The 15,062-nt window shown below is 61.5% G+C and carries 12 protein-coding genes and 1 pseudogene; 12 read left to right on the forward strand and 1 reads right to left on the reverse strand.

Features of this window, described 5'->3' with window-relative positions; translation table 11 throughout:
* Nucleotides 1–150 precede the first annotated feature (150 nt).
* The 12 genes and pseudogenes from VKS22_13740 to VKS22_13795 all read left to right on the forward strand — a co-directional run bounded on the left by VKS22_13740 (nucleotide 151) and on the right by VKS22_13795 (nucleotide 13,645).
* Nucleotides 151–1,335 carry a cytochrome P450 gene (locus tag VKS22_13740; protein HLW71671.1) on the forward strand — a complete coding sequence of 395 codons (1,185 nt, stop codon included), beginning with the start codon at nucleotides 151–153 and terminating at the stop codon, nucleotides 1,333–1,335.
* Nucleotides 1,336–1,349: 14 nt separating this feature from the next.
* A complete protein-coding gene (locus VKS22_13745) occupies nucleotides 1,350–2,675 on the forward strand; it encodes an MFS transporter (GenBank protein HLW71672.1) in 1,326 nt (441 codons plus the stop codon).
* 29 nt (nucleotides 2,676–2,704) lie between these two features.
* Nucleotides 2,705–3,178 carry a DUF192 domain-containing protein gene (locus VKS22_13750; GenBank protein HLW71673.1) on the forward strand — a complete coding sequence of 158 codons (474 nt, stop codon included), beginning with the start codon at nucleotides 2,705–2,707 and terminating at the stop codon, nucleotides 3,176–3,178.
* A 120-nt stretch (nucleotides 3,179–3,298) separates the two neighbouring features.
* Nucleotides 3,299–4,849 (forward strand): acyl-CoA carboxylase subunit beta, encoded by a 1,551-nt coding sequence (locus tag VKS22_13755; GenBank protein HLW71674.1) that lies wholly within the window; start codon nucleotides 3,299–3,301, stop codon nucleotides 4,847–4,849.
* A 19-nt stretch (nucleotides 4,850–4,868) separates the two neighbouring features.
* Nucleotides 4,869–6,386 carry an acetyl-CoA carboxylase biotin carboxylase subunit gene (gene accC, locus VKS22_13760; protein ID HLW71675.1) on the forward strand — a complete coding sequence of 506 codons (1,518 nt, stop codon included), beginning with the start codon at nucleotides 4,869–4,871 and terminating at the stop codon, nucleotides 6,384–6,386.
* Between the two features lie 146 nt (nucleotides 6,387–6,532).
* A complete protein-coding gene (locus tag VKS22_13765) occupies nucleotides 6,533–8,062 on the forward strand; it encodes a GMC family oxidoreductase N-terminal domain-containing protein (GenBank protein ID HLW71676.1) in 1,530 nt (509 codons plus the stop codon).
* 164 nt (nucleotides 8,063–8,226) lie between these two features.
* Nucleotides 8,227–9,258 carry a methyltransferase gene (locus VKS22_13770; GenBank protein ID HLW71677.1) on the forward strand — a complete coding sequence of 344 codons (1,032 nt, stop codon included), beginning with the start codon at nucleotides 8,227–8,229 and terminating at the stop codon, nucleotides 9,256–9,258.
* 53 nt (nucleotides 9,259–9,311) lie between these two features.
* Nucleotides 9,312–9,812, forward strand: a complete 501-nt coding sequence (locus VKS22_13775; protein ID HLW71678.1) for a biotin/lipoyl-containing protein — start codon at nucleotides 9,312–9,314, stop codon at nucleotides 9,810–9,812.
* Nucleotides 9,813–9,821: 9 nt separating this feature from the next.
* Nucleotides 9,822–11,495 carry a methylmalonyl-CoA mutase family protein gene (locus VKS22_13780; protein HLW71679.1) on the forward strand — a complete coding sequence of 558 codons (1,674 nt, stop codon included), beginning with the start codon at nucleotides 9,822–9,824 and terminating at the stop codon, nucleotides 11,493–11,495.
* 99 nt (nucleotides 11,496–11,594) lie between these two features.
* Nucleotides 11,595–12,158, forward strand: a complete 564-nt coding sequence (locus tag VKS22_13785) for an arginine decarboxylase, pyruvoyl-dependent (protein HLW71680.1) — start codon at nucleotides 11,595–11,597, stop codon at nucleotides 12,156–12,158.
* A gap of 147 nt (nucleotides 12,159–12,305) precedes the next feature.
* Nucleotides 12,306–12,494, forward strand: a pseudogene (locus tag VKS22_13790) (Rdx family protein).
* 329 nt (nucleotides 12,495–12,823) lie between these two features.
* Nucleotides 12,824–13,645 (forward strand): alpha/beta hydrolase, encoded by an 822-nt coding sequence (locus VKS22_13795; protein ID HLW71681.1) that lies wholly within the window; start codon nucleotides 12,824–12,826, stop codon nucleotides 13,643–13,645.
* A gap of 284 nt (nucleotides 13,646–13,929) precedes the next feature.
* Here the strand turns inward: VKS22_13795 and VKS22_13800 are convergent, their stop codons facing one another.
* Nucleotides 13,930–14,814: an LLM class F420-dependent oxidoreductase gene (locus VKS22_13800; protein HLW71682.1), complete on the reverse strand. Its 885-nt coding sequence runs from the start codon at nucleotides 14,812–14,814 to the stop codon at nucleotides 13,930–13,932.
* Nucleotides 14,815–15,062: the final 248 nt, after the last annotated feature.

Consider the following 15,062-nt stretch of genomic DNA (forward strand, 5'->3'; position numbering starts at 1 on the left):
CGGCGGAGTCTGCGACGCGCGTAAAGGTCGATTGCCGCGCGGAGCGCGCAGGCGAGTTTTGATCGAGGCCGCGGCTCGCGGACTCGCCCGCCCCCTGGACCTGCGTCAAGATTCTTAATTAGTGAATTGCGGCAACGCCGGTCGAGGAAAATGAGCGAACAGATTTACTTCAATCCGTGGGACGAGGGCTTCCGCGCCAATCCCTATCCGCACTACCAGGCCTTCATCGGACGGCCGCCGCAGCTCTTGAACATGTTCTTTCCGATCGCGCTGATCGGCAGCTATGCCGATGCCGTCGCGATCCTGCACGATCCCGCACGCTTTTCGAGCGACGTGCGTCCGCTAGATCGCGTCGAGGTCTTCGGTGACGCGCCGCGGCTGCTCTTCGCCGATCCGCCGACCCATACGCGACTGCGCAAGCTGGTCAGTCGCGCCTTCACGCCGCGGCGGATCAGCGACCTCGAGCCCAAGATTCGCGAATTTACCGCCCACCTGCTCGAGCACGCCGCGGCCAAGGGTGAATTCGAACTGATGGCGGACCTCGCGGTGCCGCTGCCCGTGATGGTGATCGCGGAGATGCTCGGCGTACCGCCGGCCGACTATGAAAAGTTCAAGACCTGGTCTGACGCGATCATCGATTCTGATAATACTCTGCCCGGGACGCCGCTGCCGCCCGTCGTGGCCGAGGCGTTTGCCGCACTGCGACATTTTTTCATCGGCGAGATCGCCAAGCGACGCCAGCGTCCGGGTCCCGATCTGGTCAGTGCGCTGGTGGCGGCGCGCGACGAGAGTGACGCGCTGAGCGAAGAGGAACTGATCGCCTTCGTGATTCTGCTGTTGCTGGCGGGCAATGAAACCACGACCAACCTGATCGGCAACGGCATGCTCGCCCTGATGCGCCATCCCGAACAAATTGAGCGCTTGCGCGTCGATCCGAGCCTGACGCCGCGCGCGATCGAGGAGATGTTGCGTTACGATCCGCCGGCGCAGTCCGTAGTGCGCATCACGAAAGAGGACGTCGTGATCAACGGCGTCGAGATCAAGGCGGACTCCGCAGTCTTTGTCGTGGTGGCCGCGGCGAATCGCGATCCGGCGCACTTCGCCAATCCAGAGACGTTCGACATTACGCGGCATCCGAATGACCATCTGGCGTTCGGCGACGGCATTCATTTCTGCCTGGGCGCAGCGCTGGCGCGATTGGAGGGCACGATCGCATTTACCGCGATGCTCGCGCGCTTCCCGCACTTAAGCCCGCTCGATGCCGCCCTCGAGCCGAAATACAAGGGCTCATATTTTCTGCGCGGACTCGCCGACTTGCGCGTCGCGATCGCCTGAAAGCCCACCCCCGGATGGATCCGATTACCAGCCTCGAGACGGCCGCAGAGGCGGCCCGCGCAGCCCCTCGCACGCGCTTCCCTTTCATCGCGCGGCGCCTCCCGCCTTTCACGCCGCGCCAGTGGCGGGTTTTCTGGATTTCCACCACCGCCGGATATTTCGACAACTACGACAGCGCGCTGCTGAGCCTCGCGCTGAAGCAGATTCAGCAAGGCCTCGGGATCGCCGAGGCGAGCCTGGGCGCGATGTTCTCTGCGGTGCGCCTGGGCAATCTGGGCGCGATGCTGATCGCGCCGCTCGCCGACGTCTATGGCCGCCGCCGGCTACTGCTCTATACGATTGCGGGCTACACCATCTTTACCGGCTTGAGCGCCTTTGCGCCCGGCGCGCGCAGCTTCATCGCCGCGCAGGTGCTCGCGCGGATTTTTTCCGGCAGCGAGGTGACTATCTCGCTGGTGCTTCTTGCCGAGGAGATGGACGCCGCCGTGCGCGGCTGGGCGATTGGACTGTGGGAGGCGCTCGCGATCTGTGGCTACGGCCTCGCCGCGATCGTCTTCGCATTTATCACGGTTATGCCCTTCGGCTGGCGTGGATTGTACACCTTGGCGCTGATTCCACTTTTCCTGTTGATCCCGCTTCGGCGGGCGCTGCCCGAGAGCCGGCGCTTTGATGCGGAAGTCGCAGCCGGCCGCCGCCCGCCCAGCGTCTTCGCGCCGATTGTCGCGCTCGGCAGAGCCTACCCGGGCCGCTTGGCGTCCATCGGGGGCGTCTGGTTTCTCTATACGCTGGGCGCATCACCCGCGAACGTCTTTATCCCCAAGTATTTGCAGGAAGTGCTGCATTGGTCGCCGGCGAATGTCTCTTCGCTCTATGTTTTCGGCGGCGCGATCGGGATTCTCGGCAGCATCGTCGCGGGCCGCGCCAGCGATCGCTTCGGGCGGCGGACGATGGGCGTGGCCTTCATGCTCGGCGGACCTGCCCTGCAACTGATGATCTATTCGGTCGGCGGCCGTTGGGTGAGCGCCTACTGGATTGCCTGGCTGTTCTGCGAACAGGCCACGATGACCATCCTTAACGCCTACGGCACGGAGCTCTTCCCGACCTCGCAGCGCGCCGCTGCGGGCAGTGCGCTGATGGTGGCGAAGTCGGGCGGCGGCGCGATCGGCCTGATGCTCGAGACGATCTTCTATAGTGCGGCAGGCAGCCATTGGCGGGCGATCCGCTGGTTGCTGGGTTTTTGGTTCGCCGCGGCCATCCTTATGCTAATCCTCTTTCCGGAGACCGCCGGCCGCGAACTCGAAGCGACCGCGCCGGAGGCCGGGGACGCAACGGTAACCTGATCGAACATGAAGCCGTTGAGCTTGTTTCGATGAACTGGCTTCGACTAAAGCTGCTCGGCGCAGCTTTTTTCGGTGTTGTAGTGTGCGCGACGATCGCGGCCTGCGCAGACTCGCCGCGCGTTGCGATCGTCTCCTCCGACGGCGCGATACGCACGGTCGTGAACGTCGAGATCGCGAATACACCTTCAGAGCGCGAGCTCGGCCTGATGTACCGCCAGCATCTCGACGCCGATGCCGGCTTGCTCTTCGTTTTTCCCGCCGTCGACCACCTGACTTTCTGGATGAAAAACACGGAAATTCCGCTCGACATGATCTTCGCCGACGGTGACGGCAAAATCCTCGGCGTCGTGGAGAACGCAACGCCCTACACTGAGAATTCGCGCAGCGTCGAGGGCGACTCGCTCTACGTGCTCGAAGTTAACGGCGGCTTCGCGAAACGCTATCACCTGCGCGTCGGCGACCGGCTCAAATTTATGAGTTTCGTGCCGAAAGCCGCCGAATAATTCCCCGTTTGTTCGCCACGGACGATGAGACTTCCCCGCGCTGGCAGCCAATTGATATAGTCCGCGCCTGCGTCGTATCCTGACGCGGCATTTCACTTTGCGGGTATCCGGGTTTAAGCGATGGGTTTGAAGGAAAACGTCGAGCGCATCCAGCATCTGACGCGCCAGGCCGAACTCGGCGGCGGGGAGGAGCGCCTCAAGCGCCAGCGCGAAGGCGGTCGCATGACCGCGCGCGAGCGCGTGCTCTTTTTGCTCGATCGCGATTCCTTTGTCGAACTCGACAAATTCAAAACTCATCGCACGACCGATTTCGGGATGGGTGAGCGTAAAGTGCCGGGCGACGGTGTGGTCACAGGTTACGGCACGATCGACAGGCGCCAGGTCTGCGTTTTCTCGCAGGACTTCACGGTGCTGGGCGGGAGTCTCTCGGGCGCTTTCGCGGAAAAAGTCTGCAAGGTGATGGACCTGGCGGCGAAGGTCGGCTGTCCGGTGATCGGCTTGAACGATTCCGGCGGCGCGCGCATCCAGGAAGGGGTGATGTCGCTGGCTGGCTACGCCGACATTTTCTTGCGCAACGTGCTGTCGTCGGGCGTTGTCCCGCAAATCTCAGCGATCATGGGACCCTGCGCCGGCGGCGCGGTCTATTCGCCCTCGATGACTGATTTCGTCGTGATGGTGCGCGACACCTCCTACATGTTTATCACCGGCCCGGACGTGATTAAGGCGACGACGCACGAGGAAGTCACGATGCAGGAATTGGGCGGCGCGGACACCCACTCGACGAAGTCCGGCGTTTGCCATCTCGAAGAAGCCGACGATGCCGGCGCGCTGCTCGCGATCCGCGAGCTGCTCTCCTACATGCCCGCGAACAATGCCGAGGATCCCCCGTTCCGGGCTTCATCCGATGACCCCAACCGGCGCGACGAAGCCTTGGACACGCTCGTGCCCGAGAACGCCAACAAGCCCTATGACATGCGCGAGATCATTACCCGGATCGTCGATGACGGGCACTGGCTCGAGATTCAGAAGGACTGGGCGCAGAACATGCTGATCGGCTTCGCGCGGCTGGGCGGCGCGTCGGTGGGTATCGTCGCGAACCAGCCCGCCTATCTCGCCGGATGCCTCGATATCGACGCCTCGGTGAAGGGCGCGCGCTTCGTGCGCTTCTGCGATTGCTTCAACATTCCGATTATCACTTTAGTCGATGTCCCCGGTTTTCTGCCTGGCACCACACAGGAGTTCGGCGGGATTATCCGCCATGGCGCGAAGCTGCTCTATGCCTTTTGCGAAGCCACCGTGCCGAAAATCACGATCATCACGCGGAAGTCCTATGGCGGCGCCTACGTCGTGATGTCCTCGAAGCATATCCGCGGCGACTTCAACTTCGCCTGGCCCACCGCCGAGATCGCGGTGATGGGTCCCGACGGCGCCGTCAATATCATCTTTCGCAACGAGATCCAGAATGCGACAGACGCGGTGGCGGAAAAGACCCGGCTGGTGGACGAATATCGCCAGACCTTCGCCAATCCGTTCAAAGCCGCCGAGCTGGGATACATTGACGAGGTCTTGATGCCGCGCGACACGCGACCCCGTTTGATCGCCTCGCTCAAGGCGCTGGCCAACAAGCACGACTCGAATCCGCCGCGCAAGCACGGCAATATCCCTCTGTAGCGAAAGCCGCCAAGAAGTAATGTTCAAGCGAATTCTGATAGCAAATCGCGGCGAGATCGCGGTGCGCGTGATTCGCGCCTGCCGTGACCTCGGGATCGAGGCGGTCGCGGTTTTTTCCGAAGCCGATCGCGCGGCGCTCCATGTGCGCGAAGCCGACTACGCCGTGGCAGTCGGACCCGCTCCGGCCGCGCAGAGTTACCTCAACACGGATCGCATCCTCGACGCCGCCAAACGGACCGGCGCCGAAGCGATTCATCCGGGTTATGGCTTTTTTTCGGAAAACGCCGGCTTTGCCCGCGCCGTCGAAGCCGCCGGCATCGTCTTTATCGGCCCGCCGCCGAGCGCGATCGAAAAGATGGGCGACAAGGTCGAGGCGCGTAAGCTGATGGCCGCGGCGGGCGTGCCGGTTGTGCCCGGCTCGCCCGGCACACTCGAGACCGAAGAGCAGGTGCGCGCGGTCGCGAAAAAGATCGGCCTTCCGATCATGCTCAAAGCCGCGGCCGGCGGCGGCGGCAAGGGCATGCGGCTGGTGGAGCAGGACAAGGATTTAGCAGCGGCCGTGCGGACGGTCGCCAGCGAGGCTAAATCGTCATTCGGCGACGGCCGCTTCTATGTCGAGAAGTTCGTCAACCGCCCGCGCCATATCGAGATCCAGGTCTTCGCCGATAAGGCCGGCAACACCGTCCATCTGTTCGAGCGCGAATGTTCGATTCAGCGCCGGCATCAAAAGGTAGTCGAGGAATCGCCGTCGCCGTTCATCACGCCGGCGATGCGCTCGGCGATGGGCGAAGTCGCGGTCAAGGCGGCGCGCGCCGTGAACTATGTCGGCGCCGGCACGATCGAGTTTCTCGCCGACGCTGAGCGCAATTTCTACTTCCTCGAGATGAACACGCGCATCCAGGTCGAGCATCCGGTCACCGAGATGGTGACGGGAATCGATCTCGTCAAGACGCAAATCGAAGTCGCGGCAGGCTTGCCCCTACCCTTCAGCCAAAGCGATTTGCGCCAGCACGGTTGGGCGCTCGAATGCCGGATTTACGCCGAGGACTCCGCCGCGGGCTTTGTTCCCGCGCCCGGACGAATCGACTCGATGACTTTTCCCGACGGCCCCGGCGTGCGCGTTGACGCCGGCGTCTATGCGGGTGCGGAGGTTTCGGTCTTTTACGATCCGATGATCGCGAAGCTCGCGACCTGGGGCCGTGACCGTGCCGAGGCGCTCGCGCGGATGCGGCGGGCGCTTGGCGAATTCAGGATTGCCGGCGAGCTTTCGACCAACCTCGATTTCCATCAGTGGATCACCGCTCATCCGCGCTTCATCGCCGGCGATTTCGACACCAACTTCATCGCGCAGGAGTACCGCCCGCAAACGGATGCCAAGACTGACGATCCGGTGCGCGTCAGCGCGATAATCGCCGCGGCCTTTGCCGCGCAGCGCGCCGGCAATCACACCGCCGGGGGCGCGCCGCTGGCCGCGCCCGCGACTGATACCTTCTCACCGTGGAAGATGGTCGGCCGCAGCCGCATCCTGGGGCGATAGCCTTGGCGCGAGCAGTGAAACACTTCTGATGCGGTACATCGCAACCCCACGAATAATTTGATACCAACAAGACGGCTCGAGCGAATTAAATCAACTTCGAGCAGGAGTGCGCTCGACTGTTAATAGGGTTCAGTGAGTCGCGGCGGATGCAATATGACGACATAATCGTTGGTGCCGGTTCCTCTGGTGCAGTCTTGGCTGCGCGTCTCAGTGAGGATCCGGTTCGTACGGTCCTGCTGCTTGAAGCCGGACCCGATTATCCAACAATCGGTCAGACACCGGATGATCTCCTGCACTCCTTTGCTTCGATGGCGGCCCATGATTGGGGATTAGCCGCGCAAGCGACTCCCGGTCGCGAAATCCCCTATCCGAGAGGTATGGTTACGGGTGGATCCTCGGCTGTCAACGCGACTATGGCGTTGCGCGGCACGCCACAGGATTTCGACGAATGGGTCGAATGGGGCAACGACGAGTGGAGTTTCGCGAAGGTTCTGCCATTCTATCGGAAGCTGGAAAACGACCGCGACTACTCCGGTGACTTTCACGGCACCAGTGGTCCAATCCTGATCGAGCGTTTGCCCAAACAGACCTGGCAGCCGATCGGCAGTGCTTTTTTCGAGGCCTGCCGTGCGACCGGCTTTGCCGAGGTAACAGACCACAACGATCCCGCTTCGACCGGCGTCGGTCCGACCCCGCGTAACCGTCACAACCAAGTACGCATCTCAACCGCGATTGGCTATCTTGCTCCCGCACGCAATCGCCTTAACCTAACCATCCGTTCCGCAGTCAACGTCCACCGCGTTCTTGTCGAAAACGGGCGGGCCATCGGCGTCGAGCTTGAATGCGGTGGGGTTATCCAGCGTGTCCATGGGCTTCGCGTCACGATTTCGGCTGGCGCGATCAACTCGCCCGCTATGCTTATGCGGTCCGGTATCGGGCCTCACAATGAGCTTGAAGAACTAGGGATCAACTGCCTTCTGAACCTTGCGGGTGTTGGCAAAAACCTGATCGATCATCCGATGCTTTTTATTGCCGCCAAACCCGTTCCGGGCGTAGCGCACGATGTGGACGTTACAACACCGGTCATCGTGCGCTATACCGCCGGATCCTCTCGCGAATTCAATGACATGCAGTTAGGCGCGTACATTTTCTTCGACGAAGCGCTAATTCCTGGATTCTCGTGGCTAACCCCGCCGCCAATTGTACTTTTCACGCCGGGGCTGCAGCGTCCGCGCTCGCGCGGCCACCTTCGCTTGACCACCGCTGACCCGGACGTACCGCCTGAGATCCATATTAATTTTGTGAACGATTCAGAGGACGTCCGCAGGATGCTGGAGGGCGTTCGTATCGCTTGGCGCGTGATGCACGGGCCTCATCTGAGTCCGTATATCAAGGAGATCTTGGGGCTTACGCAGGAAATCGTCGATTCTGATTCCGCGCTGGCGGATTTCATCCGCGACAACTGCACCACCAACTTTCATCCGGTCGCGACTGCGAGGATGGGACCCGAGAGCGATCGGATGGCGGTGGTCGATCAGTATTGCCGCGTGCATGGTGTCGAGGGTCTGCGCGTGGTCGATGCTTCCGTGATGCCGAACATCGTCCGCGCCAACACTAATCTCACTTGCATAATGATCGGCGAGCGCGTCGCCCAGTGGATGCGCGCGCAGAAATAAAACGTGGAGAAGTACAGAACGACTCAGAAAACACGTTGCTTTGATTAAACTAAAACCGATGGAGGCAAGATGGCACACTTCCCGACAGATACCGGTGCTGATCCGCGAGCCCGTCGACTAGGGCGGTTAAGGAAGTTGCCCTACCGGACAGGCGGGAGAAAAAGATGAGCGAGACGTCATCCGAGGTGGCAGCTCCCGCCGAGTTGAGCGGCATGACTCAGTTGGTCTATGGCCTGGTGACTACCCAGGCGATCTACGTCGCGTCAAAACTGGCGATCGCTGACCTCGTCGCGGGTGCGCCCAAGACGGCTGACGAGTTGGCCGGCGCGACCAAGGCTCACGCGCCGTCGCTACTGCGCGTGCTTAGGATGCTCACCAGCGTCGGCGTCTTCTCCGAAGACGCCAGTGGGCGCTTCCATCAGACTCGACTGAGCGAACTCTTGCGCAGCGATCACCCAAACACGATTCGTGCGCTCGCCTTGTTGGCAGGATCTCCATTCTTCCGGGGATCGACCGGGGAGCTTGAAGCGGCGGTCCTGAGCGGACGTTCCGGCTTCGAACGTCTCTTCGGAACAACTCTGTTCGAGTACTTCGGCGCGCACCCCGAGATCGCCGCCATCGCGCATGCTGGGATGACTTCAGGCTCGGCGATTGACGCGCCTGCGGTGGTTGCAGCCTATGACTTTTCGCGCTTCGAACAAATCGTGGACATTGGCGGCGGTCGTGGCGCCCTGCTCCATGCAATCCTGGTCGCAAACCCCAACCTAAGCGGCATACTCGCCGACCAGTCGGCGGTGATCGCTGACGCGTCGGCGTTAAGAAGCGGACCGCTCGCGACTAGATGTCAGATCGTAGACACGGATTTCTTCACCTCAGTTCCAGCGGGAGCGGACGCCTACATAATGAAGTGGATTCTTCACGACTGGAACGATGACGACGCTTCGAAGATCCTCAAAAACTGTCGGCGCGCGATTCGACCTGATGGGAAGCTCCTGATAGTTGACTCGGTCTTGAAACCCTCCAACGAACCCGACCCGGGTAAGGTAATGGACCTGATTATGCTAGCGATGGCCCCAGGCGGCAGAGAGCGAACGGAAGCCGAGTTCGCACGACTCCTTGCTCAGGCGGGCTTTTCGCTTACACGCGTGATTCCAACCTCGGGCGCGTTGTCGATTGTCGAGAGCCAGCCGGCGTAGCCGCAATCTCGGGCGCTAACTCCACGCGGGCGGTGAAAAGTGAAGAATCCCTGATGCGGTACGTTGCTACCATCGATGGCGCTGAGCACGAGCTCGAGATCGAAGAGGTGACCGGGCATTCGCTCAGGATCACCTTGGGCGATAGTCAGTTCGAGGCCGACGTGCGCCGCGCCGGCCATTCCGCTTTTTCGATCATCGTCGGCGATCGCGCCTTCGACCTCGAGGTGTCGCGCCAGGCCGACGAACTGGTGGTCGGTGCGCGCGGGATCGCGACGCGAGTCACGCTGCAGGACACCGCGCGGCGCGCACGGCGCGCCTCCACGCGCGAGCACGCCGGCGGCCGCGTGGAACTCAAGGCTATGATGCCCGGCCGAGTCGTCAATCTGTTGGTCAAGGTCGGCGACGACGTCGTCGCTCAGCAGGGCGTGGTAGTGGTCGAAGCGATGAAGATGGAAAATGAACTCAAGTCGCCCAAGGCCGGCAAAGTGACGGAGATTAAAGTCGCGGCCGGCCAGACCGTCGAAAAGGGCGAGTTACTTTTGATCATCGAATAGGCGATCATCATGGCCGACAACGACAAAACGATCGCGCAGGCGCGCAAAGAGTGGGCGGATAAGCGCGTCGCGCCGGCGCTCAAGCGCGGCGCCGAACGGCGCGAACGCTTCGCGACCAGCTCCGGGATCGAGGTTAAACGCGAATACGATCCCGAGGATCTGAACGGCTTCGATTTCCTCAATGAGCTCGGTTTTCCCGGCGAGTTTCCCTTCACGCGCGGCGTGCAGCCGACGATGTATCGCGGGCGGCTCTGGACGATGCGCCAGTATGCGGGTTTCGGCGACGCGGAAGAATCGAATCGCCGTTATCGCTATCTGTTCGCCAACGGGCAGACCGGCCTTTCCGTCGCCTTCGACCTGCCGACCCAGATGGGACGCGATGCGGACCATCCACTCGCCCGCGGCGAGGTTGGCCGCGTCGGCGTCGCGATCGGCTCGCTTGAGGATATGGAGACGCTGCTAGCGGAATTGCCGCTCGACAAGATCTCAACCTCGATGACGATCAACGCGACTGCATCGATACTGCTCGCGCTGTACCTGGTCGCGGCGGAGCGCCGGGGGGTCGGTTGGGACAAGCTCAACGGCACGATCCAGAACGACATCCTGAAGGAATATATCGCGCGCGGCACTTACATTTATCCACCGCGCGGATCGATGCGCATCATCACGGATATCTTCGCCTTCGCCAGCCGCGAGGTTTCGAACTGGAATACGATCTCGATCTCCGGCTATCACATCCGCGAAGCGGGCTCGACCGCGGCGCAGGAACTGGCCTTCACGATCGCCGATGGGATCGCCTACGTCGAGGCGGCGATCAAGGCCGGGTTGAAGGTTGACGATTTCGCCAGCCGGCTCTCATTTTTCTTCAATGTGCACAACAATTTTTTCGAGGAGATCGCGAAATTTCGCGTCGCCCGCCGCCTGTGGGCGCGAATCATGAAAGAACGCTTCGGCGCGCGCGACGAACGCTCGATGATGATGCGATTTCACGCCCAGACCGCGGGCTCGACGCTGACCGCACAGCAGCTTGATAACAACGTCGTGCGCGTGACCCTGCAGGCGCTGGCCGCGGTGCTCGGCGGCGCACAATCGCTGCACACGAACTCGCGCGACGAGGCGCTGGCGCTGCCGAGTGAAAACTCCGCGCTGCTGGCCTTGCGCACGCAGCAGGTGATCGCACATGAGTCGGACGTCGCGGACACCGTCGATCCGCTGGGCGGGTCGTACTACGTCGAGACGTTAACGTCGGAGCTGGAACGCAAAACCCTTGAATACCTCGGCAAGATCGACGATCTCGGCGGCGCCGTGGCCGCGATCGAGCGCGGCTATCCGCAGCGCGAAATCCACAACGCCGCCTTCATCTATCAGCGCGAGATCGAACTCAAGCAACGGATCATCGTCGGCGTCAACGATTTCAAGACCGGCGTCGAGCCGCCCGCCGATATCCTCAAGGTCAACCCGGCGACCGAGGAGAAGCAATGCGCGCGGCTCGCGCGGATTCGCGCGGAGCGCGATCAAGTTGCAGTGCGCGTCGCGCTGGCGCGCGTCGAAGAGACTGCGCGTGGTGACGGCAATCTGATGGCGCCGATTATCGAAGCCGTGCGCAGTTGGGCAACGCTCGGCGAGATCGCGGATGCGATGCGCGTCGTCTTCGGCGAATATCGTCCGTCCAGTGAAGTCTAGGTGAAATTTGCCGTGGTGCTCCGGATGACGCTTTATTCCGAGCCGTTGGTCTGAAACTATTGATGCAACATTCGGTGAAGGGCGGGGTACAGCGAATCGATGGGGCCACTACCAAAAGGGGTTTTTCTCACCAAGGGCGTCGGACGGCATCGCGAAAAGCTCACGGCGTTCGAGCTGTCGCTGCGCTCGGCGGGTATCGCCGAGTACAACCTGGTCCGCGTCAAATCGATCTTCCCGCCCAACTGCAAGCTGATTGCGCCCGAAGAAGGCCGGCGTTACCTGACCCCAGGGCAGATCGTTTTCGCCGTGATGAGCGACAATGCGATCGACGAGCCGCATCGCCTGATCGCCGCCTCGGTCGGGGTCGCTATCCCAGCGAATCCGGCCCATTACGGCTACCTCTCCGAGCATCACAGTTACGGTGAGCCCGAGCAGAAGGCAGGCGACTACGCGGAAGATTTGGCCGCGATGATGCTCGCAACGATCCTCGGCGTCGATTTCGATCCCAATTCAAGCTACGACGAGCGCAAGGATGTCTGGCGGGTGTCCGACAAGATCGTCAAGACCCGTAACGTCACGCAATCCGCGATTGGCGATCGCGACGGGCTGTGGACCTCCGTAGTCGCCGCCGCGGTTTTCGTCGATCTGCCCAACGGGAAATAGGATGCCGGACGGGCGCAACGAAAGCTGCGAAGTACTGCGTTGACATAAGTTCGGTGCGACGGCTATTTGAGTCGTGATGCGGGCCGTATTACTCTTAAGAATATGGCCACCGAAATCCTCTACTGCGTACCGTGAGGCTACGAAGCTCGGGCGGCCAGTCTGGCCGCGTCGCTCAAATCGCAATTCGGCGAAGACGTTCAAATCCGGCCCGGCAAGACCGGACAGTTTGACGTTATTACCGACGGTAAGAAGATCTTCTCCAAGGCCGATACTGGGCGCTTCCCGCTGGAAGACGAAGTGGAAGCGAAGTTCGGCGCTCTTCAGTCCCGCAGGTAACCTTTAATTTCACCTCGCCCGAGCCTTGACCCCGGAGTGCTTGGCTGGTTAGCATTGGCACATTCTATGCTTTAGCATCATAGGATGGTAGCTGACGACCAACCTTGTTTTACCGACGCTTCTAGGCCAGATCGGCGACCATTAGTGAGGTCGGGTGACTAAAACGGTTGTTGTGGATAACCTCCCGCCTTATCCTATGCTCTGGCTTGTATTTACCTACGCTAGGTTATATTCACGGAAAATCTGGTGCGATCGTAGGCGGAAATGTTACAATGATGTTACAGGGCTAACTCACCGAAATGGCGGCCTGACTGAAAGGGATAATAGGCATGAGCAGCGCTTCAAACCTCAATTTCCTCAACCTCATTCAGGAACTGAAAGTCTTTGGCGAATTCGCGAAATTCGCAGGCAATGCCTGGACTTGGCCACTTGGCCGCCGCAGCAAGCATCCCCGCGTCATTCTACTAATCCCCGGCTTCCTGGCGGGTGACGCGACGCTCTATCCTTTCGCCAACTGGCTGCGCTCGCAGGGCCATCGAGTCTTCTTCTCGGGCATTCTGGCAAATATCGATTGTCCGCGTCGGGCCATGGATCGGCTCGGACGCATTCTGCAGGGATTGTATGACCGTCACGATGAGAAATTAGTGGTGATTGGCCACAGCCTCGGCGGGGTCTACGCGCGGGAATTGGCGCGGCGGGCGCCCGATCAAGTCGAACAGACGATCCTGCTCGCGTCGCCGGTCGGCAAGGTCGGGGAGCGGACGAACCCGTTCGTCCACATGCTCGCGACCTTCACGATGAAGTCGCAGGAATTTATGCGCGGATGTTCGGGTGATCTACGCGATGTGTGCGGCGTACATTCGCCGACGCCGCCGCCGAACGTCCCCGAAGCGATCATCTTCTCGAAAGCCGACGGCGTGGTGGACTGGAGCAGTTGCCTGGAATCGGGTCCGAACGTTGAGGCCTTCGAAGTGAACGCAACCCATTGCGGCCTGCCCTACAATCTCGACACGCTGCGTATCGTGCACGATCTGATCGAGAATGGGCAGACGCCTCGCGAGCGCAAGGCGCGCGGCGGCAAAGCCTCGGTCAACAGCAAAGTGCCGTCTATTGGCAGCAGACACGCCAACGGCGCAGCAGCCGCCTCTTAGCAGGCGGTTGAAAAAAAACTTCAACTGGAAGGTTGACGCAGCTCGCGGACCGCTAACCTCGGCCGCGCGCGTCGCGGACTCGTTTCCCGCGATGCAGCTCGCGGACTCGTCTCCCCCGACGCAGCTCGCGGACTCGCCTGCGCTACACTTCGTTCAACCGCGACTTCTCACACAGAATCATCCCTACTTTTGATTCGCTGTTACAGGCCACTAAGTCGTTTGGACAGAACGCAGTGGTAGCCTCTCTCTTGGTTGTGTTCCGCTTCGCTAACCTGGTGTCTCTGCTAGCGTAGCGCACGATTGCGTTCGACCACCGGAGTGAAGCGCTTGATCAGATCGAGCGCATGGCCGTCGGCGGTGGCGGCGACGGTTTGCTGCGAGAGCAGGACGATGCGTTCGCAGCCGGCGTCGCGCCACCACTTGAGGTCTTCGGTGGAGGGGCCGTGCTCCTGCGGATCGACCAGCGGCGAGATGTGGACCGCGTTTTCGTCGCGGCCTTGCTCCCTGAGGAGCTTGCGCAGCGTGGCGACGTCGCGCTTGAGCTCGGCCGGGTCCTGGATGAGCGGCATCCAGCCGTCGTAGCTGCGGGCGACGCGTTCAAGCGCCTTGGGGCCGTGCGCGCCGAGAATTACCGGCGGGCCGGGCTGCTGCACGGGCCGCGGCTCGCAGCGCAGGTTCTCAAAGCGCACCAACTCTCCGGCATAAGAGGCAGTGCCCTGGCTCCAGAGCGCGCGCATCGCTTCGATACCCTCGCGCGTGCGCTTCCAGCGTGTGCCGAACTTCGCGCCCATCGCTTCGGTTTCTTCGCGCAACCAGCCGGCGCCGATCCCAAAGAGGAAACGGCCGCCGGAAAGGAGGTCGAGGCTGGCGACGGTTTTCGCGGTGATCAGAGTCTCGCGCTCGGGAATCAAGCAGATGCCTGTGCCGAGCTTGATCTTTTTAGTGACTGCCGCGGCGGCAGCGAGGCCGACAAAGGGGTCGGCCCAGCGGCCATAGTGTTCCGGCAGCTTGCCGTTGTCGGTGAAGGGGAAGATTGTTTTCATCGCGGCGGGAATTACCGGATGCTCGGGAATCCAGAGCGAATCAAAACCGGCGGCCTCGGTTGCGCGCGCGATCTCCGCGATATCGCCGCCCCGCGCCGTCATCGCCGCCAAAAAACCTATTTCCATTTTCGGTTTCTCTCCTGATGTTGAGTGTTAACCCGCTCGTCTTCTCCGCGTACCGATATATTGATCGGATTTGCAAGGGTGCAGCCGGCAACGAGGAGAATAATCGCGCAACCCATGCGTAACGTACAAGGGCCTCAGCGTCGGCGAGATCGCGGCGCGAGCTAACGAAGAATCTTGACGCAGCTCGCGGACTCCTGACGTAGGCCGCGCGTCGCAGACTCCGCCCCCCGTGCGCGCTTTGCGCTGCT

The organism is Candidatus Binataceae bacterium (genome assembly GCA_035308025.1).
Lineage (GTDB): Bacteria > Desulfobacterota > Binatia > Binatales > Binataceae > JAJPHI01.

Bases quoted from the DNA above. Each gene is read 5' to 3' on its own strand.
- VKS22_13740 (HLW71671.1), top strand. From the start codon at position 151: ATGAGCGAACAGATTTACTTCAATCCGTGGGACGAGGGCTTCCGCGCC.
- VKS22_13745 (HLW71672.1), top strand. From the start codon at position 1,350: ATGGATCCGATTACCAGCCTCGAGACGGCCGCAGAGGCGGCCCGCGCA.
- VKS22_13750 (HLW71673.1), top strand. From the start codon at position 2,705: ATGAACTGGCTTCGACTAAAGCTGCTCGGCGCAGCTTTTTTCGGTGTT.
- VKS22_13755 (HLW71674.1), top strand. From the start codon at position 3,299: ATGGGTTTGAAGGAAAACGTCGAGCGCATCCAGCATCTGACGCGCCAG.
- accC (HLW71675.1), top strand. From the start codon at position 4,869: ATGTTCAAGCGAATTCTGATAGCAAATCGCGGCGAGATCGCGGTGCGC.
- VKS22_13765 (HLW71676.1), top strand. From the start codon at position 6,533: ATGCAATATGACGACATAATCGTTGGTGCCGGTTCCTCTGGTGCAGTC.
- VKS22_13770 (HLW71677.1), top strand. From the start codon at position 8,227: ATGAGCGAGACGTCATCCGAGGTGGCAGCTCCCGCCGAGTTGAGCGGC.
- VKS22_13775 (HLW71678.1), top strand. From the start codon at position 9,312: ATGCGGTACGTTGCTACCATCGATGGCGCTGAGCACGAGCTCGAGATC.
- VKS22_13780 (HLW71679.1), top strand. From the start codon at position 9,822: ATGGCCGACAACGACAAAACGATCGCGCAGGCGCGCAAAGAGTGGGCG.
- VKS22_13785 (HLW71680.1), top strand. From the start codon at position 11,595: ATGGGGCCACTACCAAAAGGGGTTTTTCTCACCAAGGGCGTCGGACGG.
- VKS22_13795 (HLW71681.1), top strand. From the start codon at position 12,824: ATGAGCAGCGCTTCAAACCTCAATTTCCTCAACCTCATTCAGGAACTG.
- VKS22_13800 (HLW71682.1), bottom strand. From the start codon at position 14,814: ATGGAAATAGGTTTTTTGGCGGCGATGACGGCGCGGGGCGGCGATATC.